The organism is Silvimonas iriomotensis (assembly GCF_014645535.1).
GTDB lineage: Bacteria > Pseudomonadota > Gammaproteobacteria > Burkholderiales > Chitinibacteraceae > Silvimonas > Silvimonas iriomotensis.
In genome coordinates, this window is sequence record NZ_BMLX01000001.1 from 1,089,865 (window position 1) to 1,115,863 (window position 25,999).

A 25,999-nucleotide genomic window follows, 5' to 3' on the forward strand; every position below is an offset into this window, starting at 1 on the left:
ATCCGTAAGCAACCTTGTTACAAATTGTCTGAAATCGCTTTCAAGCGATACAAAACTTGCAAGGCTTCGCGCGGGGAAAGGTCATCCGGATTGACCTCATCCAGCGCCACCAGCACCGGGTCAGCGGCGATTTCCTCGGGCTCCTCGGGCAACGGCGCCGCAAACAGATCGCCCTGCAGACCATTGGTGACGCTGTGCTGTTCCAGCTCTACCAGTTTGCGACGGGCCTGACGCACTACGTCGCGCGGCACACCAGCCAGGCTGGCCACGGCCACGCCATAACTTTGTGAGGCCGGTCCTTCCTGCACCGCATGCAGGAACACGATCTTGTCTTTGTGCTCGACGGCATCCAGGTGCACGTTGGCCACCTGCGGGTAGTCTTGCGCCAGACGGGTGAGCTCGAAGTAGTGCGTGGCAAACAACGTATAGGCGCGGTTTTTCTCGATCAGCGCGCGGGCAATGGCCCAGGCCAGTGCCAGACCGTCGAACGTGGACGTGCCGCGCCCTACTTCATCCATCAGCACCAGCGAGTGCTCGCCAGCGTTATTAAGGATGTTGGCGGTTTCGGTCATTTCCACCATAAAGGTCGAACGCCCGCCGGCCAGATCGTCCGATGCACCAATCCGCGTAAAGATGCGATCAACCCGGCCAATGGTCGCCGCCGTTGCCGGTACCCACGAGCCCACATGTGCCAGCAGCACAATCAGCGCCACCTGGCGCATGTAGGTCGATTTACCGCCCATGTTCGGGCCGGTAATCAGCAGCAGTTTGCGGGTAGCCGCAAAATCCACGCCGTTGGGAATGAAATCGTCAATCTGCGCTTCCACCACCGGATGACGGCCAGCGTCGATATGCAGCACGGTTTCATCGACAAACTGCGGCGCCACATAATTGCACTCGACCGCACGTGCAGCCAGGCAAGCCAGCGTATCTGCCGTCGCAGCCGCGTGGGCTGCCAGACGCAATGCTGCCAGGTGCGCTTGCAGGTCTTCCAGCAGCGTTTCATACAGTTGCTTTTCCAGCGCCAGTGCGCGGTCCTGGGCCGAGAGCGCCTTGTCTTCAAACTGCTTGAGTTCCGGCGTGATGAAACGCTCGCAGTTTTTCATGGTCTGGCGACGGCGATATTCCGGCGGCACCTGATCCAGATACGAGTTGGTCACCTCAATAAAGAACCCGGCAACACGGTTGTATTCCACGCGCAGATTGGCAATGCCGGTACGCTCGCGCTCGCGGGCCTCCATCTGGGTCAGGAACTCGCCACCGCCCACCTGAATGGCGCGCAGCTCATCGAGCTCAGCCGAGAAACCATCGGCAATCACCCCGCCTTCCCGCAGGACCACACCCGGCTCGGGCTTGATTGCCGCGGCCAGCATGGCATGCAGCGCCGGATCGGGTTGCAGCGCCTGTGCCAGGCCGGCAAAGAAAGGCTGCTGCGGCAACACGCCAGGCAACCTGGCCAGCGACACCAGGCTGTCACGCAGGCTGGCCAGATCACGCGGGCGCGCGCTGCGCAGGGCAATGCGGCTGGCAATCCGTTCAATGTCGGCTACGTCATCCAGCACGCGGTGAATATCGATATACGCACCGCTCTCGACCAGCGCGCCAATGGCCTCTTGCCGCTCCAGAATCGGGCCATGCTGGCGCAGCGGATGATGCAGCCAGTGCCGCAGCAAACGCGAACCCATGCCGGTTGCGCAACGATCCAGCAACGAGAACAAGGTCGGTGAGGCCTCGCCGCGAATGGTTTCGGTCAGTTCCAGGTTACGCCGTGTTGCGGCATCCAGCTCAATGAACTGCGTATGGCTTTCCACACGCAGGCCCGCCAGTTGCGGCACCACCCCACCCTGCGTGCTGCGCACGTATTCCAGCAACGCCCCCGCCGGGCCCAGCGCCAGCGTCTCATCGGTTACGCCAAAGCCGGCCAGATCATGCACGGCAAAATGGCGGGTGAGATTGCGTGCGGCGCTTTCGCGATCAAACTGCCAGGGCGCAAGGCGGCGCACCGGCGCGCTGACCTGATCGAACAGCGCCAGGCTGGCGCCATCGGCAATCAGTATCTCGGCCGGGCGCAAGCGTTCCAGCTCAGACATCAGTTTTTCGACGGTGGTGTCCATCAGCGCAAAATCGCCGGAGGCCAGCGACAACCACGCCATGCCCAGCGCGCCTTTTTCCAGCGTCAGCGCCAGAATGCGGTTTTCGGTTTTGTCATCCAGCAAGGCGGCATCCGTCAGCGTGCCGGGTGTCACCACCCGCACCACCCGACGCTCCACCGGGCCTTTGGTCGTGGCCGGATCGCCAAACTGCTCGCAAATGGCGACCGACTCGCCAAACTTCACCAGCTTGGCCAGATATTGCTCGACCGCGTGATACGGCACGCCCGCCATGCGGATCGGTTCACCTGCCGACTGCCCGCGCGTGGTCAGGGTGATATCCAGCAGCTTGGAAGCCTTGACCGCGTCGTCGTAGAACAGCTCGTAGAAATCCCCCATCCGGTAGAACACAAACTTGTCCGGATGATCTGCCTTGAGTTTCAGGTACTGGGCCATCATCGGCGTGTGTTGCGTGGACGAATCCACCTTGCCGGATTTCGCTTTGGGGGTCGGTTCTACAGCCATTGATTATGCGTTCCTGTGCGGCCGCCAGCGGGTTGGCAGCCGGGTCTGTCTATGGGGAAATGGGGCGTATTCTAGCGTGACTGGCCGGCTTTTGCCGACGCCCCTTAAAGCACAAAAGCCATGGTGTGTTGCTCACCATGGCTTTTGTATTGATCGGCAGAACTACAAATCTTGACTGAGAACTCTCCGCACGATCCGTCAGACTGCCGCACCTTCATGCGAATTGCCGAGTCAATTGGTGTCTAGCGTTTGCCAAAAAGTCGCTACTCCAGTCACGAATAAGCACGTTAGTTCTGCGGCGTGCTCAATTGGGCATCAGGGCTTGGTGAGAAGCGCGTGAACCAGCCAGCTCACTGCCAACCCCAGAAAAGCAAAGGCAACCCACTCCGCCATTTTGAGCAGCACGCGCAGCCACATCGGCCCTTGTTGCGATTCCATCTCGTGTGCGTCAGTCATGGGCTCCACCATGCAAACCGATTCGCCAGTATTACAACCCGGCTTTCACATCCGCAATCAGTGCATCAACCTCTTCCACCGTCGTCGCCCACGAGCATACAAAGCGCGCACCGCCGGCGCCGATGAAGCTGTAGAACGCCCAGTTGTTATCCTTGAGCGCTTGCGCGGCGCTGGCGGGCAGGTTGACGAACACGGCGTTGGCTTGCGTGGGGAACATCAGCGAGACGCCTGGCAGTGCGGCCAGTGCTTCTGACAGGCGCGTGGCCATGGCGTTGGCGTGGGCGGCGCGGCGGGTCCAGGCGTTGTCGTGCAGCATGCCAACCCACGGCGCGGCCAGAAAACGCATTTTGGAGGCCAGTTGCCCGGCCTGCTTGCAGCGGTAGGCAAAGTCCTGTGCGAGTTCGTGATTGAAAAACACCACCGCTTCGCCCACCGGCATGCCCATCTTGGTGCCGCCAAAACTCAGTACATCCACGCCGGCTTGCCAGGTCAGTTCTGCCGGGCTGACGCCAAGATGCGCCACGGCATTGGCAAAGCGCGCGCCATCCATATGAAACGCCAGGCCCATTTCACGGCAGGCAGCGCCGATGGCCTGTACTTCTGCCAGTGAATACACGGTGCCGACTTCCGTCGATTGCGTGATGGTCACGGCGCGGGGCTTGGGGTAATGGATATCCGTGCGGGCCGCGACCAGGCGGGCGATTTCCCGGGCATCGAGCTTGCCGTCCTCACCTTCTGCCAGCAACAACTTGGTGCCGTTGGAGAAAAATTCCGGGCCGCCGCATTCGTCGGTTTCCACGTGCGAGAGCTTGTGGCAGACAATGCTGTGATAACTCTGGCACAACGAGGCCAGCGCCAGCGAATTGGCGGCGGTGCCGTTGAAGACAAAGAACACGTCGCAATCGGTCTGGAACAGATCACGGATGGCATCGCAAGCGCGGCGCGTCCATTCATCGTTGCCGTAAGAGGCCATGTTGCTGGTATTGGCGGCGATGAACGATTCAAGCGCTTCCGGGCAAATGCCGGAGGTGTTGTCACTGGCGAAAGCGGTTTTTTGCATGGGCGGGTATCCACTTCAGGGCACTGAGGGCTTGTGGCCGGCGCGCGTATTGAAAATCAGTATGCACTGATTAGACCAGAGGCGCGCCCCTGCACTCAAGTCACGTTTACCCTGGCCTGCGCAGGCGTAGTTTGGTGTCTGGCGATGGCATCAACCACGGTGTCGTAGAGGACCAGCGGCAAGTCATGACCCATGCCAGGCAGGATCATGAGACGCGCCCCGGGGATCGCACTGGCGGTGTCTTGCGCACAAACCGGCAAAAACAGCGGATCATCCGTGCCGTGCAATACCAGCGACGGCACCCGGATCTTTGCCAATTGCGCGCGCCGGTCTGCGCTGAGCGCAATCGCGGCAAGCTGCCGGGCAAAGCCACCGGTGCTGCGGCCACGGCGAATTTCTTCCAGCAACCATTGCCGCTGCAACGCCGGGTAGAACGGATACCCCTTGCCGGCGATGCGCTGCGCAAAAGCCAGACCGTGGGCAATAAAGCCTTCAAGATCGGTTTGCGGGTCTGGCGCGGGCCGCGTCATCAGCGCCATGACTTCTGGTGCAGCACCTGGCAATGCCGGATTGCCGGAACTGGCCATGATCGAAGTCAGCGACAACACCCGCTCCGGGTAATGGCTGGCGACAAGTTGCGCAATCATCCCGCCCATGGACCGGCCCACCACATGCGCCTGTGCGATACCCAGCGCATCAAGCAAGCCCACCGCATCGGCGGCCATGTCTTCCAGCCGGTACGCCAGCACGGGCGGCTTGCCGGCCTGCAAGGCGGCGGCCAGTGCCGGAAAATCCAGCGCGGGGTGTTGATCAAACCAGGTGGAGCCGCCGGTGTCGCGATTATCAAAGCGGATAACCCGGAAACCGCGCGCGGCCAGCGCCTCACAAAACGGCACGGTCCAGCGGATCATTTGCGTGCCCAGCCCCGCAATCAGCAACAATGGTTCTGCCGATTCGTCGCCAAAACTGTCCCAGGCCAGCGTAATGCCGTTTGCCTTGAGCGTGTTCATGCCGTGTTCTCCATCAATGCGAGAACACAATTTACCCGGATAAAAATATCCAGTCAATATTACCCGGGTAAATATAAAGCCAGATCAGCCGCGTACCAGATGCGCTTGCGGCCGCTGCCGGTACAGGTCGCGATAAAACGCCAGCCGGTGCGCCAGGATGTCAGCCCGCTGGGTTTGCGGCAGGTATTCCGCGCGCACTGGCGGCTTCTGGCAGATATCGGCCTCGTTCCCGCCGGCACACAACCAGCCCAGACGCGCCGCCCCCAGCGCGCCGCCGGCCTCACCGCCGTGATGCGTGACAATGCGCAGGTTAAGCACGTCTGCAATCAGTTGCGCCCAGTACGGGCTGCGGGCGCCGCCCCCCATCAGCGACAGCGTATCGACGGTGGTGCCCGCCTCGCTCAGCGCGTCCAGACCATCCTTGAGCGCGAACGTCACGCCTTCAAGCACTGAATAACCCAGCATGGCGCGATCGGTCGCGTGGGTCATGCCGTGAAATACGCCCTGAGCGAACGGGTCATTGTGCGGCGTGCGCTCGCCCGACAGATACGGCAAGAACACGGGCGACTGATCCAGCATGTCGGCCGACAGTGCCGCGACTTCAGGCAGCAAGGTCGCTTCGTCGGTACTTGTTAACCGGCACAACCAGCGCAGGCAGCTGGCGGCAGAGAGCACCACGCTCATCTGGTGCCAGCGATTGGGCAAGGCATGACAGAACGCATGCACGGCCGAGGCCGGGTTGGGCCGGAACCGGTCGTTCACCACAAACATGACGCCAGAAGTGCCCAGCGAAATAAACCCGTCGCCCGGCGCGGTCGCCCCAATGCCAACCGCGCTGGTGGCATTGTCGCCACCACCGCCGGCCACCATCACACCGGTCGACAAACCCCAGCGCGCGGCCAGTTCCGGGCGCAGGAAGCCGGACACGGCATCGCCTTCCACCAGTTTGGGCATGTGATCGCGGGTCAGCCCGGTGGCGGCCAGCAAGGTGTCAGACCAGTCCCGCCTGGCGACATCCAGCCACAAGGTGCCGGCCGCGTCAGAGGGGTCCGAGGCTTTTTCGCCAGTCAGCTTCAGGCGCAGCCAGTCTTTGGGCAGCAACACAGTCGCCGTTCTGGCGTAGATATCCGGTTCATGCCGGCGCAGCCACAAAAGTTTGGGTGCGGTAAACCCCGGCATGGCCAGGTTGCCGGCAATGTCATGCAGATCAGGCGCAAGTTCGGTCAGTTCACGGCATTCATCAGCGGCGCGCATGTCGTTCCACAAGATGGCCGGGCGCAAGACCTTGTCGGCCGCATCCAGCACCACCGCGCCATGCATCTGGCCAGACAGGCCAATGGCGCGCACTTCGGCAAACTGCGCCGGGTGCGCGGCACGCAGTTTGTCGACGGCCTCGACCGTGGCATCCCACCACGCGGCCGGGTCTTGCTCTGACCAGCGTGGATGCGGGCGGCTGACGGTCAGCGTGGTCCCTGCGGTGGCCACAATGTTGTTGCGGCTATCGAGCAGCACAACTTTGACTTCAGACGTGCCCAGATCAATGCCCAGATACATGCTTTCTCCTGTGTGCTGCCCAGTTTGACTGCTTGAACCAGCCGGCTTACTGCGCGGCCAGCCAGCCATTCACGCGCTCGACCGATTCACGCATCAGCACAACAAACTCCGGCTTGCCGGCAATGGCGCCCCATAGCATGGGATCAGCGCAAAAACGGGCAATCGGGTCTGCATCTGCCAGCATGGCGCGCGTCGCCGTGGCGTCCAGAATGCCGTCCTGGTATTCATATGGCAACTTGCCGGCGGCCCAGCGCTGCAAGAACACATAAAAGAGCGCCGGCAACATGGCGGTCGCCACCGGCACCGCGCCGCGTTTGAAGCATTCGTTCAGCGTCGGCGCAATAAAGCCGGGGATTTTGGAAAAACCATCGGCGGCCACGCGCTGGTTGCTGTCGCGAATGGCCGGATTGCCAAAACGGTCCAGCACCACATCACGATATTTGCCCAGATCGATCGGGCTGGGTGACAGGCACGGGATCACGTCTTCGGTGACATAAGCGTAGGCCATCTGCCGGATCGAGGGGACGTGCGTGCCTTCATGGATATACGTCAGGCCGGTCAGCGTGCCGGCCCAGGCAATGCAGCTGTGGCTGGCGTTCAGGATACGGATCTTGGCCTCTTCATACGGCAAGACCGATTCGACCATCTCGACGCCGACGTTCTCCAGCGCCGGACGGCCGGCAATAAAGTGGTCTTCTACCACCCACTGGATAAAGCTCTCGCCCATCACCGGCACTTCATCATCAAACCCGGTGGCGGCTTTGACGCGTTCCCGCACGGCCGGCACCGGGCGCGGGGTAATGCGGTCCACCATGCAGTTGGGGCTGGCGGTGTTCACGGTCACCCAGTCTGCCAGATCGTTCTCTTCACGCAGGGCCAGGAATTGCAGCATGCCATCGCGGAACCGTTCGCCGTTGTGGCGCAGGTTGTCGCAGTTCAACAGCGTGACCGGGCCATGGCCGGCCGCGCGGCGGGCACTGAGAATGGCGTGCAGCGCGCCGTAAATGGTGCGTTTGCCGCCTTTCAGGTCTGCCGCCAGATCCGGGTTGGCGATATCCAGCTTGAAATGCTGATCCAGGTAATAACCGGCCTCGGTCACGGTAAACGAGATCACGCGCGTCTGCGCGGCGGCGCCTGCCTCGACCACTGCGGCAAGCTCGGCATCCCACGGCACGATCTTGCCGATGGAGCGCACTGTTTCATACTGATGCACACCTTCCGGGGTAATGGTTTCCAGCGTGTACTCGCCCCTCTGCCGCGCCAGTGCGGCCAGCAAAGGCGACATGTCCTCGCGGATATTGCCCAGTGCCAGGGTCCAGCCGTGATCACCGGCCTCGCGCAGGCGGTGCAGATACCAGGCCTGATGCGCGCGATGGAAAGAGCCGGCCCCAAGGTGCAACCAGGTGCAGGGCCCGTTGGCATGTGTATTCATGATGAATCTCCTGTGTCTTTGGCGGTCTTGCGGCCGCACGCGCCCTGCCCGGCACCGTCTGGCCCGGCTTGTCACGTGTGGCGATCATTCGGTTGGGGCGTTACGCCGCGGCCTGCAGCTTGACCCGCGGGCAGGCGCTGCCGTCGGCGGCAAACAAGTGGCAACGATTGGGGTCGGCATACAGTTGTACGGTGCTGCCGTGCACGTATTCGTCTTCGTCCGGCACGCGCAGGATCAGGCCATCCGGCGCACCGGCATACGTGGCATACACAAAAGCGTGATCGCCCAAAGACTCCTGAGCGGTCACCGTGGCCTGAATCTGGCCCGCGCCATCAATGGCCACATGTTCCGGGCGAATGCCGACCGTGACCTTGTCGCCCACCTTCAAACCGCTGCCATCAACGGCAACCAGTTGCACCCCGCCGGCCAGTTGCACCTTGACGTGATCCGGGCCAATGCCGGCGACCTCGCCTTCAATGAAATTCATCTTGGGCGAGCCGATAAACCCGGCGACAAAACGGTTGGCCGGATGGTGGTACAGCGTATGCGGCGAGCCGACCTGCTCAATCCGCCCGGCCGACAACACGACGATCTTGTCGGCCAGCGTCATGGCTTCCACCTGATCGTGCGTCACGTAAATCATGGTGGTCTTCAGATCGTCGTGCAGCTTGGCGAACTCCAGCCGCATTTTTACGCGCAGCGCGGCATCCAGATTGGATAGCGGCTCATCAAACAGAAACACAGAGGGCTCGCGGGTGATGGCGCGGCCAATCGCCACACGCTGCCGTTGCCCGCCGGAAAGCGCCTTGGGTTTGCGATCCAGCAAATGGTCGATATGCAGGATTTTGGCGGCGTGCTTCACCGCCACATCGATTTCTTCTCTGGATTTGCCGGCAATCTTCAAGCCAAACGCCATGTTGTTGTACAGCGTCATGTGCGGGTACAGCGCGTAGCTCTGGAACACCATGGCGATGCCGCGCTTGCTGGCGGGCACGTCGTTCATGCGGGTGCCGCCAATTTGCAACTCGCCGCCGGTGATTTCTTCCAGCCCGGCAATCATGCGCAGCAGCGTGGATTTGCCGCAGCCAGACGGGCCGACGAACACCACAAACTCGCCATCTGCGATATCCAGATTGATATTGCGCAAGACTTCAACCGACTCGTAACTCTTTTGCACATCCCGCAAGGTCATGCTGGCCATCTCAGGCTCCTTTCTCTTGACCGGCCCGCACGTACTGGCGCGGGCCGCTGGTGTCTGTTAATGCCAGGCGGCAAGGCGCGCCGGCAACGTCGTCATATCGTCAAAAACATCGGTTGCACCGGCATCACGCAGACGTTGGGCTGCTGCGGGCTCGCCATGGCGGGCGCCGACAAAACCCAGCACCGTCAACCCGGCCGCGCGCGCCGCGGTGACGCCGGCCACGCTGTCTTCCAGCACCAGCGTGGTGGCCGGATCCGCCGTCAAACCCTGGCAGGCCGCGCGGTACAGGTCTGGCGCGGGCTTGGGGCGCAAACCACGGCCTGGCGTGTAGATACGGCCGGCAAACAGCGTCCACAGTCCGGCATTGCGCAAACCGGCCTCAACCCGCGGCTGGCTGCTGTTGCTGGCCACCGCCATGGGCAGGGCCACCTTGCGCAGCGCATTGCGCACGCCATCAATGGCCTGGGCTTCGACGATGCAGCGGTCTTCTACTGATGCTTCCAGATGCATCGTCTCGTCATGTGTCAGATGCAGGCCCAGCACGCGCGCCATGTCGTCTGCGATGTGGTGCAGGGTCATACCCAGGCGCGGCCGCAGAAAGGCATCAAGCTGCGCGCGCTCCATACGCCCGGAAAGGCCGTCCAGAATGGCGGCCAGCGCCACGCTTTCGCTATCGAGCAAGACGCCGTCGCAATCGCAGATCAGGTGCTTCAGGGTCATTTCACGGCCCCGAAGGTCATGCCGCGTACCAGTTGCTTTTGCGCGATCCAGCCCAGGCACAGAATGGGCGCCACGGCCAGCAAAGAGGCAGCTGAGAGCTTGGCCCAGAACAAGCCTTCCGGATTGGAATACGAGGCAATGAACACGGTCAGCGGCGCAGCACTGGAGCTGGACAGATTGAGGCTCCAGAACGCCTCGTTCCACGACAGGATCACCAGCAACAGCGCGGTAGATGCCAAACCGGGTAAGGACGTTGGCAACAGCAGGTGCAGCATTTCCTGCCAGGCGCTGGCGCCATCAATGCGCGCGGCTTCCAGGATTTCCTTGGGGACTTCGTTGAAATAGGTAAAGGCCATCCACACGGCAATCGGCAGATTGATCAGGGTGTAGATGATCACAAGGCCGGTCACGCTATCGAGCAAGCCGCTATTTTTGGCCAGCAGATAGATCGGGATCAGCACACCCACGGCCGGCATCATTTTGGTCGAGAGCATCCACAACAGCGTTTTCTGGGCACGCGGGCCCGGGAAAAACGCCAGTGAATACGCCGCCGGAATGGCAATCGCCAGCGAGAGCAAGGTCGAGCCAAACGACACAATCACCGAGTTGGTGACAAACGACAGGTAATGGCTGCGCTCGAAGACCTCATGAAAGCTTTGCAGGGTGGGCGTGAACACCAGGCTGAGCGAGTACGCATCCTGCTCGGTTTTGAACGCGGTAATGGCGATGATGAAGATGGGCATGAAGATGACCAGCGCGACCGCCCAGCCCAGCACGCCGACCCAGATCGGGGCTTTGTCATTCATTTGTCGTACTCCCCTTTGAGGTTTCTGGCGAGCATGCGCACAAGGAAGATCGACACGATATTGGCCAGCACCACGGCAATGACACCGCCGGCCGAGGCAATCCCGATATCAAACTGTTGCAGACCAATCGAGTAAATCAGCCAGGTCAGCGTGGTGGTTTCATTGCCCGGGCCGCCTGCGGTAGAGGTGAAAATCTCGGCAAAGATCGACAGCAGGAAGATGGTCTCGATCATGATCACCACGGCAATAGCGCGCGACAGGTGCGGCAGCGTGATGTAGACAAAGATGCGCACGGAGCCGGCGCCATCCAGCTGCGCGGCTTCTTTTTGCTCGGTATCCAGTGATTGCAGCGACGTCAGCAAAATCAGGAAGGCAAACGGCAACCACTGCCACGCCACCATCACGATCACCGACCACATGGGGTAATCCGCCAGCCAGTCGATGGGCTGCAGGCCCAGGTGGCGGAATATCCCCGCCCACAAGCCGTACACCGGATGCAGCACCATGTTTTTCCAGATCAGCGCGCTGACCGTGGGCATCACAAAAAAAGGCGCGATAACAAGGAGTCGGGCGATACCGCGGCCTGCAAAGGGTTGGTCAAACAACACCGCCACCAGCGTGCCGCCAATGACAGAGATCGCCAGTACCGAGCCAATCAGTACCAGCGTGCGGCCGATCGAGGGCCAGAAAGTCGGGTCTTCCAGCAGGTATTTGTAGTTATCCAGGCCGACAAAGCCGGTCTGATCCGGGCTGAGCAGGTTGTAACGGATCACAGAAAAATACAGCGTCATGGCCAGCGGCACGATCATCCACAAAAAGAGGACGGCCACCGATGGCGTAAGCAGCAACCTGGCCAGCGGTGTCACCGGCTTGCGCCGGGGCGCAGGCGCCACTGCAGCCGCCGTACCCGCTGGCAGGGCTTCAAGAACGTGTTGAGTCATGGGACACCTACGGTGAGTAAGGGGTAAGGCGTAAGGGCTGAGGCGCAAAAAACCTGCGGCATGGTCTTGCCACGGCACCTCATCCCTCACCCGATGGAGCAAGAGAGGAAGGCATCAGGAGGGCACACCTGGCCCCTCGCCTCCCTCCTCACGCCTCACGCATTACTTCAGATAACCCGCCTGGCGCATGGCGCGTTCGGCCAGCGCTTGCGATGACTTGAGCGCGGCGTCGACCGAGCTCTTGCCTGTCAGTGCGCCGGCCACTTGCTGGCCAACCACAGTACCGATGGACTGGAACTCTGGAATGGTGGCGAACTGGATGCCGATATAAGGCACTTTCTGCACGGTGGCGTCAGTCGGGTTGGCCGTCTTGATGGCGTTCAGCACAAAGGCAGCAAACGGCGCGGCTTTCTGGTATTCCGGATTGGCGTAGGTGGATTCACGCGTACCGGACGGCACCGAAGCCCAGCCCAGATCCTTGGCCACCAGCCCGATGTATTCCTTGCTGGTCGCCCACGCGGCAAATTTCTGCGCAGCGTCCTGGTTCTTGGACGACTTGGGCACCGCCAGCGACCACATCCACTGCCAGTGCGCGCCCTTCGGCGTGGTGCCGATCGGGGCCTGGGCGAAGGCGACCTTATCGGACACCTTGGATTCCTTGCCGTTGTACAGCATGCCGGCGGCGACGGTGGCGTCGATCCACATGGCACACTTGCCGCTGCCAAACAGCACCAGGTTTTCATTGAAACCGTTGGCACTGGCGCCCGGAGGGCCGTATTTGTTCAGGATATCCACATAAGTGGTGACGGCTTTTTTCCACTCGGGCGTATCAATGGTGGGCTTCCAGTTCTCGTCAAACCAGCGGCCACCAAAGGTATTGACCATGGTGCCGACCAGCGCCATGTTTTCGCCCCAACCGGCCTGACCACGCAAACAAATGCCATACACGCCATTGGCTTTATCAGTGAGCTTGGCCGCAAAGCCAGAGATATCGTTCCAGGTCGGCTGTTCCGGCATCTTCAGACCTTTGGCATCGAACAAGTCTTTGCGGTAGTAGGTCATGGAGCTTTCAGAATAAAACGGCACAGCGTAGAGCTTGCCATTGAGCGACAAGCCGTCACGCACGGGCTTGATCACGTCGTTGACGTCGTAACTGCCCGGCAGGTTCAGCGGGGTCAGCCAGCCTTTCTTGGCCCAGATCGGGGTTTCGTACGCACCAATGGTCATCAGGTCAAACTGGCCCGAACCGGTGGCAATGTCGGTGGTCACGCGCTGGCGCAGTACGTTTTCTTCCAGCGTCACCCACTTGAGCTGGATATCCGGATTGGCGGCTTCGAACTGCTTCGAGAGCTTTTGCAGTTCGATCATGTCCGGGTTGTTGATGGTGGCGATGGTCACGGTGGCGGCGCTGGCAAAACCGGCCGCGGCAAAGGTGGCCGCGCTCACGGCGCAAATCATGGCATTGCGTTTCATGCTTTGTCTCTCCAAACGTTTGTACGTTGGGCGATGAACGCGGTGCCGACTACATTTTTTGTAGCCTTCTGACACCAATATGGTGCATTCATCGACCCGCTCCTGCTTGCTGGGTACCGCATTGCCGACGTTGTTTTATGCAACTGCCATCAAGCGCGGCGCGGCATATCCGTCGTGTCGTTCGAGTTCTGATGACGCAAAAAGACCGCACATTAACTGCAATTTGCTGTGCTTTAACCCCATTTTCTTCTTGCTCAAGGTCTTTGCGACTGTCAAATGCAGCAGCGTTGTCATGCCTGACAGGCTGGCAGGCCTGGGTTTTCGCCATCGCGTAGTGAGCAATTAATCACTACACGAGCAAATAATCAAACATCACTTGCGCAATGTCAAGCTTTTGCCCACATTTAGAGCAAATGCCACTTTTATGCACTTGTCTTGCGCACCACACCCGGCCGCGCAGTGACTGCCGCACGGCCGCTGAAATGGCTACAATCGGCAAGCGCCGTCTGCCGCCAGCCAGCGCCAGACCTGCATCACGGAGCAATCGATGTCTAAACAGCAAGAAAAACTGGATCAGGCCGCGCGGGCCGCGTGGATGTATTACGTTGCCAACAACACCCAGCATGAGATCGCCGATCACCTGGGCATCTCGCGCCAGATGGCACAGCGCCTCGTGGCGTACGCCGTAGAACAAGGCCTGGTACGGGTCAGCGTGCAGCATGAAATCACCGACTGCCTGGCCTTGGCCGAGCAGATGAAAGCTCGCTTTGGCTTGAGCCTGTGCCGCGTGGTGCCTGCCAGCGGTGAATCTGAAGGCCTGCGCCGCATGCTGGCCGTGGCGGGCGCCGAGGTCATGACGCAGTTCTTGCAGTCCGAAACCCCGATCGTGGTGAATCTGGGCTCTGGCCGGACCCTCAAGGCCGTGATCGACGAATTGACAGAGATCGAGCGCCCGCAACATCGCATCGTCTCGATGGTCGGCGCCATTGCCACTGACGGCGCTTCCAACCGCTACGACGTAGCGCTGCGTACTGCAGAGAAAACCGGCAGCAAATACTTCATGCTGCCCGCCCCGCTGATTGCCGACAGCGCCGAAGACTGCCGCCAGTGGTGCAGCCACCGCGTGTACCGCGTAGTGAGCGAGTTGTCTGCCCACGCAGACGTGACTTTTATCGGCATCGGCTCAGTCGGCCCGGGCTGCCCGCTGGAAGAAGATGGTTTCTTGAGCAAAGAAGAGATCGGCCAGCTGGTTTCTGAGGGCGCGGCCGGTGAAATCATTGGTCATGCCGTCAATCACGAAGGCCGGCCCATCTCCTCGCCCATCACCGACCGCGTCACCAGCCTGCAATTGCCCACCGCCGTGGAACGCCCGGTGATCGCCTTTGCCGGTGGCGCCAGCAAATACGCCGCATTGAACGCAGCACTGCGCGGGAAATGGTTGTCAGGGCTGGTGACGGATGAAGAATCAGCGCGTCAGGCGCTGGCGATGACGGAATAACACCCCTCTTTTGGGCGTCAATACTGATTTAGCGCACAAACAGGCGTATAGTTACGCTATCCGCTTTGTGCCATGATCAAGCACTTCAGGCACAAAGGCCTTCGTCAGTTTTTTGAGACCGGTAGCACGGCGGGCATTCAGCCATCGCACGCCGGGCGACCGGGCAGACAACTTGCCCGACTCGATGTGGCACTCCATCCGCAAGACATGAACCTGCCCGGCTGGCGCCTGCATGCACTGACAGGTCATTTGGCCGGCCACTGGGCCGTCACCGTGTCTGGCAGCTGGCGCATGACTTTCCGGCTTGAAAGCGGCCACGCCGAGCTTGTTGATGATCAGGACTACCATTGATGCCCAGCGCCATGCACAACCCGCCGCACCCCGGCGAAGCACTTCGTGAAGATATCCTGCCCGCACTGGACCTTACCGTCAGCCAGGCCGCCATTGAACTCGGGGTAACCCGCGCCGCCCTGTCACGCATTCTGCATGGCCATGCCGGTATATCGACCGAAATGGCTCTGCGACTTGAAAGCTGGCTGGGCGGCCCCGACGCTGGCCCCAGCGCGGAAAGCTGGCTGCGTGCGCAGATGGCTTATGACTTGTGGCAATCCACCCTGCACGGCCGGCGACCCAAGGTCATGCAGGTGCATACACTGCCAACATAAGTTGCCTTTACCTGATCAAGGCAGACCAGACCACAAAAAAAGCCCGCATCAGCGGGCTTTTTTTCAATCAACAACTACATCAATCCAGCATCAACCCGTCCAGCGACACCCCCAGGTGCGCTGCCAGCGCTTCGACCACAAAGCCGTGATCGTCACGCTGCGCCAGACCGGACACAATCACACTACCCACGCAGCCCGCGCCTTTGATCAACAGGGGAAAAGCGCCGCCGTTGGTGGCGTAGTCGGCCAGCGGCACGCCGATTTTGTCAGTCAGGGTCATACCGGATTGCCGGCAACCCTGGCCAATAAAATACGTGCTGTGATGATGCAGTTCGACCACATTGCGTTTGCGACGCACCCAGTCATCATTCACCGGCGTCGTGCCGGGCATGGAGACGTAAAACAGACGCTGGCCATTAAGCGTGATTTCAATGGTGATTGGCGCCTTGCGCGCCACGGCCATATCACGCAGGCGGCAGCCCAGCTTCCAGGCTTCATCGGTATCGAACCGGTCAAACTGCAGCACTTCTTCCTGGCGCTTGATCGCGGCCAGGTCTTTGGCAAAATCGGTCATGCACTTCCCCTCTGGTATCAAACCGTAAACGGCAGTTCGCGCTGCATAGTGGCGCTGGTGTGGGCCAGTTCGATGATCGCCATGACGGCCAGCGCTTCTTCGCCGGACACCGGGTTGGGTTCGCCAGCGGCAATGGCTGCCGCCACGCCGTTGTAATACGCGCGATAGTCGCCCACTTGTGTGCTGACCACTTCAGTTTCTTCGATGTCGTTCACACTGGTGATCAACGAGCCATCCAGCGCATCCTGACCCCAACCGGCATCACCCGGCTTGCCACCGGCCTTGAGCTGGCTTTCCTGGGTATCCAGGCCCTGCTTGATAAAGCTGCGCTTGTCGCCATGAATGACAAAGCGCGGGCCACCGGCCACCAGCGTGCTGCCATGCAGGATCACGCGCAGGCCTTCATAACGCAGGATAACGTGGAAATAATCGGTCGCCACCGCGTCATCACGCATGATGGCCATATCGGCATACACCGCTTCTGGCGTGCCAAACAGTTGCAGTGCCTGATCGACCAGGTGCGGACCCAGGTCAAACCACAGGCCATTACCCAGCCCGGCGGCTTCGCGCCAGCGCTGGCGCACTACCGGGCGGAACCGGTCAAAGTGCGATTCAAAATGCACCACGCGGCCCAGATCATCATCGGCCAGCAGTTTTTTCACAGTCAGAAAATCCGCATCCCAGCGGCGATTCTGGAATACCGACAACACCTTGCCCACTTCCCTAGCCTGGGCGATCAGGCTGCGGGCTTCGGCCAGCGTGGTCGTGAACGGTTTGTCGACCACCACATGCTTGCCTGCGGCCAGGGCGGCTTGTGCCAGCGGAAAATGCTGGTCATTGGGTGCGGCGATCACCACCAGATCAATCTGCGGATCGGCCAGCGCTTCGCGGGCGTGCGCTACCACGTTGACGTCCGGGTAATCCGCATGGACTTTGCCCGCATCGCTGGATACCACTGTGGCCAGTTGCAGGCCGGGCGAGGCCACGATCAGCGGGGCGTGAAAGGTTTTACCGGCGTAGCCGTAGCCCACCAGTGCAACTTTGAGTCGATTCATGCGGTTTTCTCCGTATTTGTAGAAACATGCCCTGCCCCGATCACCCGCAAACCCGCCGGCGCATTCGCCCAGCCGGGCGTGCGATCAGTAAACCAGTGGGTAAAATGCGGCACAGGGCAGACAAAAAAGGGTTCGCTACGGCCAGTCTTGCTGTGATCAGCCACCAGCATGGCCTGGGCGCTGGCCGCCAGCATGGCGCGTTTGACTTCGGCATCGGCGGCATCACTGGCGGTCAGGCCGAGTTTTTCATGTACCGCGCACGCCCCCATGATGGCCCAGTCAGCCCGCAGCGACTGGATCTGCGCCACGGTTTGCGTGCCGGTAAACAAGCGCTGGCGTGCATCCCACAGGCCACCCGCCAGAATCAGGCGTATTTGCGGGCGCTGGCTTAATGCATTGGCAATATCCAGCGCATGCGTGATCACGGTGAGCGGCACATCCGGCAGGGCTTGCGCCACGGCCAGTACGCTTTGCCCGGCATCAAGCATCAGCGTCTGGCCCGGTTCAATCTGTTCAATGACTGCTTGCGCCAGTTGCTGCTTGACCTGCGGCAGCACCTGGGCGCGCTGCGCCCGCGCCATGCGCGGCACTTCCAGCGACACCGCACCGCCGTGGGTTTTTTGCAAAAAGCCCAGTTCATCCAGCGCACGCAAATCACGGCGCACCGTGTCGTCTGACACCTGCAGCCGCTGGGCGAGCTCAAGCACCGTCACCCGGCCGGTTTCGGCCAGGTAATCAAGAATGGTTTGATGGCGTTCTTCAGTAAACATGCGGACATTCTAGTCCGGCCATGCCAGATTGTGCAAATTAATGCGGTTTATTGCGGTTTTGTATTTTTGAAACCGCAATCAGGCGTCTGCGGGCAGACACCAGAGCAAACCGGCAGCGCCGCCCAAGGTGCCTGATAGCACGGCGTTTTGCTCAAAACGCTGACCCCATGCCGCAGCGGCAGGCGCATCGACCGCCAGCACCAGCGCAGAGGGTTCGGCCGGCCACTGGCCGTCATCGCCCTCGCCAAAGCCTTCAAAGAAGACCAGTCCGGCCGTGTTCAGGGCATCAAGCAGATTCTGGTGGCGTGCAAGGTTCTCGTGCTGGCACAGCACGGCGCGGGAGTATGGGTTACACGCAGAGATGAACATCCAGCCGTGCGCATCGTGCTGACGCAGTACGGCATCCAGTTCCGGGGAGTGTTGGCCAACCCGCAATGTCAGGCCCAGTGCGGGCACAACATAGCGGGTGGCCATGTAGGCGGCGTTGAGCGCCGCCAGGCGGGAATCGGCATCTGGCGCAGTCATGGCCGGATCACCGTTCTGGTTTGACGCTTACTTCAGGTGCGGCTTGATCAGTTGCAGCATCTGGCCAAACACGCGCGGCGTACCGCAGATCACATCACCGGTCTGCAAGTAGTTTTCGCCACCTTCAACGTCGGTAATCAGACCACCGGCCTCTTGCACCAGCAAAGAGCCCGCGGCGATATCAACCGTCTTCAGGCCAAACTCAAAGAAACCGTCAAACTGACCGCAAGCCACATAGGCCAGATCCAGCGCGGCTGCGCCCGGGCGACGCACGCCCGCAGCTTTCTGCGCCATTTCGCGGAAAATGTTCAGGTAGGTATCCAGATGCTTGAAGTCGGTATACGGAAAGCCGGTACCCACCAGCGCATCAGACAGTTCACGCACCTTGGAAACGCGGATACGGCGATCATTCAGGAACGCGCCCACGCCACGGGTGGCGGTAAACAGATCGTTGCGGTTCGGGTCGTACACCACGGCCTGCGTCACGACACCTTTGTGTGCCAGGGCAATCGACACCGCATATTGCGGAAAGCCGTGCAGGAAGTTGGTGGTGCCATCAAGCGGGTCGATGATCCATTCGAATTCGGAATTACCGGTCGCACCGGACTCCTCTGCTAGAATGGCGTGCTTGGGATAGGCTTCCAGAATGGTTTCGATGATGGCACGTTCAGCAGCGCGGTCCACTTCAGACACAAAGTCGTTGTGGCCTTTCTTCTCTGGCGTGATCAGATCGAGATTATTGGATGCGCGCTGGATGACGGAAGCGGCACGGCGAGCGGCACGAACGGCCGTATTGAGCATCGGATGCATGAACTTACCCCTGGCAGATTGAAACAGGCTGATTGAAACGCGCAACCTGCAATGCCATTACACAATGGCAAAGCGGCCAGCGGCCCATGCATGACGATGCAGATTGTCACTGATCCCGGGCGGCGCGAAGTGCGTCACGGATCAGCCTGTAAAGATCGAAAACAACTATAGCCGCTATTGTACTGAATTTCCGGCCCTTTTGTCAGCGCCAACCAAAAAACGCCTTGATACGCCCCGAATGACTGAACTGACTGATCTTCCTGAAGCCGGCCTTGCCGCCAACCACACGCTCGCCGCGTTTCGCGTCGTGCTGTGCAATACCTCGCACCCCGGCAACATCGGGTCTACCGCCCGCGCCATGAAAACCATGGGTTTGTCGCACCTTTATCTGGTGAACCCGAAAGAATACCCGTCGGACGTGGCGCGCTCGCTCGCCAGCAGCGCCGATGATGTACTCGACAACGCCACCGTCGTGAACACGCTGGAAGAAGCGCTGGCGGGCACCACGCTGCAAGTGGCCATGACCGCACGCCGGCGCGAACTGGTCCAGCCCTTGCACACGCCGCGGCAACTGGTGCCGGAGCTTTTGCAAGAAGCCACCAGCGGCGGCACGATCGCCCTCGTCTTCGGCAACGAAACCAATGGCATGACCATTGATGAAGTGCGCCAGTGCAACCGGCTTGTCACCATTCCAACCAACCCCGTGTATTCCAGCCTGAACCTGGCGCAAGCCGTGCAGGTGCTGTGCTACGAATTGCGCGCGGCGCTGCTGGATGACGTGAGCCACCTGGAAGAAAAACGCACCCTGCCCAGCCATGAATACATGGAGCTTTTTTATGAGCACCTGGAACGCACGCTGATCACCATTGGTTTCTTGCGCACCAAAAACCCCAAGCGCCTGATGCCGCGCGTGCGCCGCATTGTGCAGCGCGCCCAGCTGGATCAGGAAGAAGTGGATATGCTGCGCGGCGTCTTGCGTGCCGCTGTTGAGTTCGAGCGTGTGGTGCCGCCACCCGGCCAGAAAGACCAGCCCGCATCTGAATAAATATTGCTTGCGGTTTACCCAATCAAAAAGGCCGCAATTGCGGCCTTTTTGATTGGCGGTGTTTAATGCGCCATTTCCGGATTAATCCGGTTTATTCCAGTGCGGCATTGATTGCGCGATCCACAGCGTGATGCGCTTCATGAATATGGTGTAATACGCGCGCCTGCAATTCGATCGCAGCCGGATCGCTTTCTTGATGCGATACGTCTTGCTCTGCGCGATTCAGCAATTCCAGCGCTTTGTGAAAACGGTCGGTATGCTTGAGATTGGCATCGACCGGCATATGGTCATGAATATCCTTGCCGTCGTCGATCGCAGCATGTTTCATTTCACCAATGGCCGCGTCAATTTCTTCCAGCGCTTTCACTTCGTCTTTTTGCACCTGACTGGAATCAATGCGATCCAGATAACCACGCGCGTCGCGCAGATCGCTCAATGCGTGCAGGTAATACGGGTGCGGGCCCGGGGTATCAGCGTGGGCCGACAGCGGCGCAAAAATGGCACCGGCAGAGATAACAGCAGCAACAACTCGCATCATTTTGTTCATGATCAGGACTCCTGATTGAATGTTTGTAGACCGCGCCAACGGGTAGCTATTGCGGTGACTTTGTTATGTGCGGTTGTCTTTTTTGGCGAAATCTACGCAGCGGCAATTACGGCGTCAATCACCCATAACCTTTCGATACAATTGGAGAAGCGCGCATAAAAAATGGCCGACAAGCGGCCGATTTCAACGCATCAAAGTGAACTACGTCACCTGTTTTGTATTCATATTTTATTTCAGGTAACGCTCGCCCCCGTAACCGGATACCGCCATCAAAAACCGGACAATTCCGTAACTGAGCCAGGGCTTGATACGCCAGCCCGATGGCCCGCGCAATCTGGCCGGCAATTGCACCGGTCGTGCCGAGTTTTCAATTGTATTGCGCACGTCTTGTGCCAGCGTGCCGGCAAAATCCTTATCGCGCACAAACACATTTCCTTCACGCGCCAGCAACAGGCTGAACGGATCAATATTGGACGACCCCACCGTCGCCCAGGCGCCGTCAATGACCGCCACTTTGGCATGCATATAGCCGCTGACGTACTCGTGAATCTCTATGCCTGCCTCGATAAACTGGCGAAAGAACGCCCGACTGGCATATTGCAGCAACGCGTGATCCAGCGTGCCCTGCAGCAGCAGCACCACTTTTACGCCACGGGCTGCAGCATCGATCAGCGCATGGCGAAAACGGTAGCCCGGCAAGAAATACGCGCAGGCAATCAGGATTTCATCCGTGGCGGCCTCGATGGTCTCCAGATATTCGCGCTCGATGGTATGACGGTTGCGTAGATTGTCGCGGATATCAAACCGCGCCAGCGCCCCGCCCGCCTCTTCATACGGCGGTTTGTCGCGGCTGGTCCTGGCCCAGTCGGGCTCCACCTGCACCCAGGCGGTATGGCGCCAGAGCCGGTCGGCGGCCTCATGCATGGTGGTCACCACCGGGCCACGCACTTCCACCATATAGTCGTAGCGCGGTTCCGGCCCGGGCTGGCCGGTGTAGTCAGACAGGATATTGATGCCGCCCGCAAACGCCAGCACGCCATCGACGACGACCAGTTTGCGATGCAGCCGCCGCAAGCGCTGGCGATTGAACGACAAGGCTTTGACTTCTGGCCGGAAAAACAGCAACCACACGCCGGCCTCGGCCAGCCGCATTTTCCAGGCATCCGGAAACTTGCGGGCACCAAAGCCGTCCAGCTGCATTTTGACTTCTACGCCGCGCTGCACGGCTTTCATTAGCGCTTCGCACACGGCTTCGCCAATGATGTCCAGCTCAAACAGATAGCTTTCCAGGAAGATTTCGCGCTCTGCGTGCGCGATGGCACCTAACAATTCCGGAAAATACTCTGCGCCATTTTTGAGAAGCTTGATGCGGTTACCAGACAGGTAGCCGTCCATACTCAACCCCGCCGCAGCACAGTGTACAGCGGGGCGTGATCCGATAAATGCGACCAGGGCTGGCCACCCAGCACATCAGCCACTTCAATGCCGAAGCCGCGCACGTAGATGCGATCAAGCGACAGCACCGGCAAGCGCACCGGAAAACTGCGGGCGGGCGAGCCATGCATGGTTTCAAACGCTTCAATCACATGCAGCTCGGAACCCAGAATCCGGGTCGCCTCGCGGCGCCAGTCATTGAAGTCGCCGGCAATCACCAGCGGCGCGTTCCTCGGCACTTCGTCCTGAATCTGTTCCACCATCGCCGCCAGTTGCTTGCGTCGATCCCGCGCCAGCAGGTTCAAATGCACGCAGAACGCATGCAAAGGCACATTCCAGCTGGGAATCTCCAGCACACAATGCAGCAAACCACGTTTTTCAAAGCGGTTGAGCGTGATGTCGTGATTGCCCCAGCGGCTGATCGGAAAACGTGACAGCACCGCGTTGCCATGGTGACCAAGGCGATGGATCGCGTTGCGGCCGTAGGCAAACGAAAGATCGTCGCCCGCCAGATATTCATGCTGTGGCGTGGTCGGCCAGTAGTTGAACTTGCGCGCGCGGGTACTGTGCTCGCCCTGCACTTCTTGCAGGAACACTACATCCGGCGCCAGGTTATGCAGCGCATGACGCACGTCATGCACCACCAGCCGGCGGTTCAGCGGCGAGAGGCCCTTGTGGATGTTGTAGGAGGCAACCTTGATTCTTCTTTCCATAACCAGATCAGCGCTTTATATCGTTATGACGATCAGGGCCGGCATGTTTTGCCTGAGGTGTACGAGATCATCGTAGCACTCAGCCCGGCCGGTTTTTAGCGGGTTATCACTGACAACGTCAGGTTTGACAGACGGGTCAGCGAAGGTTCTGCAGCGTGACTTATTACGAGAAAGATGGGGATGAAGCTGACGGGCAGCAAGCGCCTGGCGTTACCCCTGACGACGTTCGGCAAGCGTGCGGATCGCCTCGGCATTCGACGGCGAAAACACCATTTCTGCCGCCACCTGCCAGGTCACCCAGCGATAGCGGGTGTGTTCATCCGGCGCCAGCGTGATATCCAGTTCAAATGGCACTTCCAGACTGAACACGTGCTCCGTATTGGTGGTCACACCCGGCGCATAACGGTGGCGCCAGACCGGGTAGATTTCATAGTCGGAGCTGTAATGCCAGTCCGCCAGGTCATAGCGATTGGTATCCAGCCCCGTTTCTTCAAACACCTCGCGGTGGGCCGTATCCGGCAACAGTTCTTCGCCCTCGCGACTGCCCGTGACGGATTGCCAGCCATCCTGGTAACCCTTGCGCTCCAGCAGCAGGATTTTCAGATCAGGCGTGTGGATAACGACAAGGACGGAGATCGGTTGTTTGTAAGCCATCGGCGCATTATACAATGCGCATCTATTGCTTCACTTTCTGTACGCACCCATGGATCACTCGTCGCTGCCCGACCGGGCCTCTTTTCCGCTGCTGGCCGCCAACCCGGACCTGGTCTGGCTGGACAACGCGGCCACCACGCAAAAGCCAGGCGTGGTGCTGGATGCTGAGCGACGCTTCTATGAAGAAAGCAATGCCAACGTGCATCGTGGCGGGCACCGCCTGGGTTATGCGGCAACAGAAGCTTATGAAGCAGCACGCAACACCGTAGCGCGTTTTATCAATGCCAGTGCGCAGGAAATCGTATTTACCCGCGGCGCCACGGAGGCCATCAATCTGGTGGCTTACAGCTGGGGCGGTAGTCAGCTCAAGGCTGGCGACGAGATTATTCTTTCTACCCTGGAACACCACGCCAATATCGTGCCGTGGCAGTTGATTGCGCAGCGCACGGGCGCCGTCATCAGGCCGATTCCGCTGCAAGAAGACGGCCAGATCGACATGACCGCGTTTGCCAGCTTGCTCGGCCCGCGCACGCGCATGGTGGCCATCAGCCAGATGTCCAACGCGCTGGGCGTATGCCCGCCGCTGGAACAGATCATTGAGGCGGCCCGCAGCGTCGGCGCGCGGGTACTGGTGGATGGCGCGCAGGGCATCGCACATCAAGCGGTGGATGTCGCGGCGCTGGGTGCGGATTTCTACGTGTTTTCAGGTCACAAGGTTTTTGGCCCGACCGGCATTGGTGTGCTCTGGGGCCGTGCCGAGCTGCTGGCCGACATGCCGCCGTGGCAAGGCGGCGGCGAGATGATCGAGCGCGTGTCGTTTGCCGGCACCACGTTCGCCCCTGCCCCGCGCCGGTTTGAGGCCGGCACGCCCGCATTTGCGCAGACCGTGGCGCTGGCCGCTGCGCTGGAATGGTTGTCTGCGCAAGATCGCCCGGCCATTGCCCGGCATGAAGCGGCGCTTTATCAGCAACTGGCCGAAGGCATCAGATACCTGGACGGCGTGCGGATTGTCGGGAACGCCCCGGACAAAGGGCCGATTGCCTCGCTGGTTTTTGGGCGGGCGCACCCGTACGACGTCGCCCAGTTTCTGGATGAACGCGACATTGCCGTGCGCGTGGGCAATCATTGCGCCGGGCCGCTGATGCAATCGCTGGGTTTAAGCCAGGGCACCTTGCGGGTTTCGCTGGCGCTATACAACACCAGCGCCGATATCGAGCGCTTGCTGGCCGCACTGCAAGACACACTGGAGTTGCTGCAATGAGCGCCTGGCCCGCCTTGCCCGAATCGCTGGCCCTGCCCACCCTGAGCGCCAGACTGGAAGCCGCGCACGGCTGGGAGGCCAAGAACCGCTTGCTGGTCCAGCTGGCCCGCGAACTCCCCGCCATGGCAGACGACCTTAAAACCGACGCCCACCGTGTCGCCGGCTGCGAGGCGCAAGTCTGGCTGGTGACACAGTGGCAAGATGGCCACCTGCAACTGCAGGCCGACAGCGACTCCCGTATTGTCAAAGGTTTGCTCACGCTGGTCTGCGCTGCCTACGCGGGCCGCAGCCAGGATGAAGTCGCCGGTTTTGACTTTGCGGCACTTTTGCAAACCCTTGGCCTGCAGCGCTTTCTTTCCAGCTCCCGCGCCAGCGGCCTTGCGGCCATGGTCAAGGTGATACGCGCCGCCTGAGCGCCCTCACCCCGACCGGCGTGCCCGCAGCAGCAGAAACGGCGGCCGCCGGTTTTCATCTGCCAGCGCTGGCCGCAGTGTCAAAGCATGCGGCACCGGGCCTGGCTCCAGCATGCGTTCCAGCGCAAACCCCCGTTCCAGCAAGGTATTGATCCAGGTTTGCGTGGTGCGGTGATACTTGATGACGCCATCAACAAACCAGCGCGTATCGCGCCGCCCTTCGGCCTGATAGTGATCCAGCGGCCAGTGCGCCTTGCCCTCGTGTTCATCCTTGACCCAGCCGACCGGGTTAGCCGTGCACACCGGGTGCTCTACAGAGAACACAAACAACCCACCAGGCCGGAGCGCGCGCCATACCGCCTGCACCGCAGCCGCGTAATCGGCCACGTAGTGCAGGGCCAGCGAAGAGACGACCAGATCAAACGTCTCGCCTTGATCAGGCTGAAAGTCTTCAATGGCGCCATGGTGATAACGGATCGCCGCATCAACGGTCAGCCGGCGCGCTTCTTCAAGCATGTTCAGCGACACATCCACCCCGGTCACCGCCATCGCCCCCTGGCTGCGCACATACCGCGCAAAGTCACCGAAGCCGCACCCCAGATCAAGCACACGCAGGCCCGCCTGCGCAGGCAACAAACCCTGCAGGGCGGGGATTTCGACTGCACCGTTCAGGCCGGTATCGTTCTGCCGCAGCGCTTTGTAGCCCTCAAAGAAGACCGGGTTGTCGTAGATGTTTTGTGGCATGGCAGGTCAAGGCCTGGAAAAAC

27 protein-coding genes are annotated in these 25,999 nt (G+C 60.4%); 6 read left to right on the plus strand and 21 right to left on the minus strand.

Going from position 1 to position 25,999, the window contains the following annotated elements; all coding sequences use genetic code 11:
* Nucleotides 1-17 precede the first annotated feature (17 nt).
* The 11 genes from mutS to IEX57_RS04845 all read right to left on the minus strand — a co-directional run bounded on the left by mutS (nt 18) and on the right by IEX57_RS04845 (nt 13,268).
* A complete protein-coding gene (gene mutS / locus IEX57_RS04795; RefSeq protein ID WP_229708721.1) occupies nt 18-2,615 on the minus strand; it encodes a DNA mismatch repair protein MutS in 2,598 nt (865 codons plus the stop codon).
* A gap of 315 nt (nt 2,616-2,930) precedes the next feature.
* Nucleotides 2,931-3,071 carry a hypothetical protein gene (locus IEX57_RS04800; protein ID WP_188702858.1) on the minus strand — a complete coding sequence of 47 codons (141 nt, stop codon included), beginning with the start codon at nt 3,069-3,071 and terminating at the stop codon, nt 2,931-2,933.
* A gap of 31 nt (nt 3,072-3,102) precedes the next feature.
* Nucleotides 3,103-4,131 carry a threonine aldolase family protein gene (locus IEX57_RS04805; RefSeq protein ID WP_188702860.1) on the minus strand — a complete coding sequence of 343 codons (1,029 nt, stop codon included), beginning with the start codon at nt 4,129-4,131 and terminating at the stop codon, nt 3,103-3,105.
* A 95-nt stretch (nt 4,132-4,226) separates the two neighbouring features.
* Nucleotides 4,227-5,141 (minus strand): alpha/beta fold hydrolase, encoded by a 915-nt coding sequence (locus tag IEX57_RS04810; protein WP_188702862.1) that lies wholly within the window; start codon nt 5,139-5,141, stop codon nt 4,227-4,229.
* A gap of 84 nt (nt 5,142-5,225) precedes the next feature.
* Nucleotides 5,226-6,695, minus strand: coding sequence for a xylulokinase (gene xylB, locus IEX57_RS04815; protein WP_188702864.1), 1,470 nt, complete (start codon nt 6,693-6,695; stop codon nt 5,226-5,228).
* 46 nt (nt 6,696-6,741) lie between these two features.
* Nucleotides 6,742-8,127, minus strand: a complete 1,386-nt coding sequence (gene dalD, locus IEX57_RS04820) for a D-arabinitol 4-dehydrogenase (protein ID WP_188702867.1) — start codon at nt 8,125-8,127, stop codon at nt 6,742-6,744.
* Nucleotides 8,128-8,227: 100 nt separating this feature from the next.
* Nucleotides 8,228-9,328: an ABC transporter ATP-binding protein gene (locus tag IEX57_RS04825; RefSeq protein ID WP_188702869.1), complete on the minus strand. Its 1,101-nt coding sequence runs from the start codon at nt 9,326-9,328 to the stop codon at nt 8,228-8,230.
* A gap of 57 nt (nt 9,329-9,385) precedes the next feature.
* The gene (locus IEX57_RS04830; protein ID WP_188702871.1) at nt 9,386-10,048 is read right to left on the minus strand and encodes an HAD family hydrolase; all 663 of its coding nucleotides are present in this window, start codon (nt 10,046-10,048) and stop codon (nt 9,386-9,388) included.
* Entirely contained in the window at nt 10,045-10,854 is an 810-nt protein-coding gene (locus IEX57_RS04835; RefSeq protein WP_188702873.1) for a carbohydrate ABC transporter permease, read from the minus strand. Before IEX57_RS04835 ends, IEX57_RS04830 begins: the two co-directional genes overlap by 4 nt.
* Nucleotides 10,851-11,795 (minus strand): carbohydrate ABC transporter permease, encoded by a 945-nt coding sequence (locus IEX57_RS04840; RefSeq protein WP_188702875.1) that lies wholly within the window; start codon nt 11,793-11,795, stop codon nt 10,851-10,853. The genes IEX57_RS04835 and IEX57_RS04840 overlap by 4 nt, the downstream gene beginning before the upstream one ends.
* Nucleotides 11,796-11,957: 162 nt before the next feature.
* Nucleotides 11,958-13,268, minus strand: a complete 1,311-nt coding sequence (locus tag IEX57_RS04845; RefSeq protein WP_229708723.1) for an ABC transporter substrate-binding protein — start codon at nt 13,266-13,268, stop codon at nt 11,958-11,960.
* A gap of 547 nt (nt 13,269-13,815) precedes the next feature.
* On the opposite strand from IEX57_RS04845, the gene IEX57_RS04850 reads away from it, so the two are divergent.
* From IEX57_RS04850 to IEX57_RS04860, 3 genes are all read left to right on the plus strand, one after another.
* Nucleotides 13,816-14,766 (plus strand): sugar-binding transcriptional regulator, encoded by a 951-nt coding sequence (locus tag IEX57_RS04850; RefSeq protein ID WP_188702878.1) that lies wholly within the window; start codon nt 13,816-13,818, stop codon nt 14,764-14,766.
* Nucleotides 14,767-14,838: 72 nt separating this feature from the next.
* The gene (locus IEX57_RS04855; RefSeq protein ID WP_188702880.1) at nt 14,839-15,117 is read left to right on the plus strand and encodes a type II toxin-antitoxin system RelE/ParE family toxin; all 279 of its coding nucleotides are present in this window, start codon (nt 14,839-14,841) and stop codon (nt 15,115-15,117) included.
* Nucleotides 15,117-15,431 carry a HigA family addiction module antitoxin gene (locus tag IEX57_RS04860; protein WP_188702882.1) on the plus strand — a complete coding sequence of 105 codons (315 nt, stop codon included), beginning with the start codon at nt 15,117-15,119 and terminating at the stop codon, nt 15,429-15,431. The genes IEX57_RS04855 and IEX57_RS04860 overlap by 1 nt, the downstream gene beginning before the upstream one ends.
* Before the next feature lie 79 nt (nt 15,432-15,510).
* Here IEX57_RS04860 and IEX57_RS04865 read toward each other — a convergent pair whose 3' ends face one another.
* The 5 genes from IEX57_RS04865 to IEX57_RS04885 form a co-directional block, all read right to left on the minus strand.
* A complete protein-coding gene (locus tag IEX57_RS04865) occupies nt 15,511-16,005 on the minus strand; it encodes a heme-degrading domain-containing protein (RefSeq protein WP_188702884.1) in 495 nt (164 codons plus the stop codon).
* 17 nt (nt 16,006-16,022) lie between these two features.
* Nucleotides 16,023-17,060, minus strand: coding sequence for an oxidoreductase (locus tag IEX57_RS04870; RefSeq protein ID WP_188702886.1), 1,038 nt, complete (start codon nt 17,058-17,060; stop codon nt 16,023-16,025).
* The gene (locus IEX57_RS04875; RefSeq protein ID WP_188702888.1) at nt 17,057-17,830 is read right to left on the minus strand and encodes a DeoR/GlpR family DNA-binding transcription regulator; all 774 of its coding nucleotides are present in this window, start codon (nt 17,828-17,830) and stop codon (nt 17,057-17,059) included. The genes IEX57_RS04870 and IEX57_RS04875 overlap by 4 nt, the downstream gene beginning before the upstream one ends.
* 78 nt (nt 17,831-17,908) lie before the next feature.
* Nucleotides 17,909-18,355 (minus strand): DUF3293 domain-containing protein, encoded by a 447-nt coding sequence (locus tag IEX57_RS04880; protein WP_188702890.1) that lies wholly within the window; start codon nt 18,353-18,355, stop codon nt 17,909-17,911.
* A gap of 27 nt (nt 18,356-18,382) precedes the next feature.
* Complete coding sequence (locus tag IEX57_RS04885) at nt 18,383-19,165, minus strand: inositol monophosphatase family protein (RefSeq protein WP_188702892.1); 783 nt, start codon at nt 19,163-19,165, stop codon at nt 18,383-18,385.
* 238 nt (nt 19,166-19,403) lie between these two features.
* Here IEX57_RS04885 and IEX57_RS04890 point away from each other — a divergent pair, with 238 nt between their 5' ends.
* On the plus strand, nt 19,404-20,210 hold the full coding sequence (locus IEX57_RS04890) for an RNA methyltransferase (RefSeq protein WP_188702894.1): 807 nt from the start codon (nt 19,404-19,406) through the stop codon (nt 20,208-20,210).
* A 91-nt stretch (nt 20,211-20,301) separates the two neighbouring features.
* Here IEX57_RS04890 and IEX57_RS04895 read toward each other — a convergent pair whose 3' ends face one another.
* From IEX57_RS04895 to nudB, 4 genes are all read right to left on the minus strand, one after another.
* On the minus strand, nt 20,302-20,757 hold the full coding sequence (locus IEX57_RS04895) for a hypothetical protein (protein ID WP_188702896.1): 456 nt from the start codon (nt 20,755-20,757) through the stop codon (nt 20,302-20,304).
* 228 nt (nt 20,758-20,985) lie between these two features.
* On the minus strand, nt 20,986-22,152 hold the full coding sequence (clsB, locus tag IEX57_RS04900) for a cardiolipin synthase ClsB (protein ID WP_188702897.1): 1,167 nt from the start codon (nt 22,150-22,152) through the stop codon (nt 20,986-20,988).
* Between the two features lie 2 nt (nt 22,153-22,154).
* Nucleotides 22,155-22,904, minus strand: coding sequence for an endonuclease/exonuclease/phosphatase family protein (locus IEX57_RS04905; protein WP_188702899.1), 750 nt, complete (start codon nt 22,902-22,904; stop codon nt 22,155-22,157).
* 210 nt (nt 22,905-23,114) lie between these two features.
* On the minus strand, nt 23,115-23,558 hold the full coding sequence (nudB, locus tag IEX57_RS04910) for a dihydroneopterin triphosphate diphosphatase (protein ID WP_188702901.1): 444 nt from the start codon (nt 23,556-23,558) through the stop codon (nt 23,115-23,117).
* Nucleotides 23,559-23,607: 49 nt separating this feature from the next.
* On the opposite strand from nudB, the gene IEX57_RS04915 reads away from it, so the two are divergent.
* Nucleotides 23,608-24,819 carry an aminotransferase class V-fold PLP-dependent enzyme gene (locus IEX57_RS04915; protein WP_188702904.1) on the plus strand — a complete coding sequence of 404 codons (1,212 nt, stop codon included), beginning with the start codon at nt 23,608-23,610 and terminating at the stop codon, nt 24,817-24,819.
* On the plus strand, nt 24,816-25,232 hold the full coding sequence (locus tag IEX57_RS04920; RefSeq protein WP_188702906.1) for a SufE family protein: 417 nt from the start codon (nt 24,816-24,818) through the stop codon (nt 25,230-25,232). The genes IEX57_RS04915 and IEX57_RS04920 overlap by 4 nt, the downstream gene beginning before the upstream one ends.
* A 6-nt stretch (nt 25,233-25,238) precedes the next feature.
* Here IEX57_RS04920 and IEX57_RS04925 read toward each other — a convergent pair whose 3' ends face one another.
* The gene (locus IEX57_RS04925; protein ID WP_188702908.1) at nt 25,239-25,976 is read right to left on the minus strand and encodes a class I SAM-dependent methyltransferase; all 738 of its coding nucleotides are present in this window, start codon (nt 25,974-25,976) and stop codon (nt 25,239-25,241) included.
* Nucleotides 25,977-25,999 lie beyond the last annotated feature (23 nt).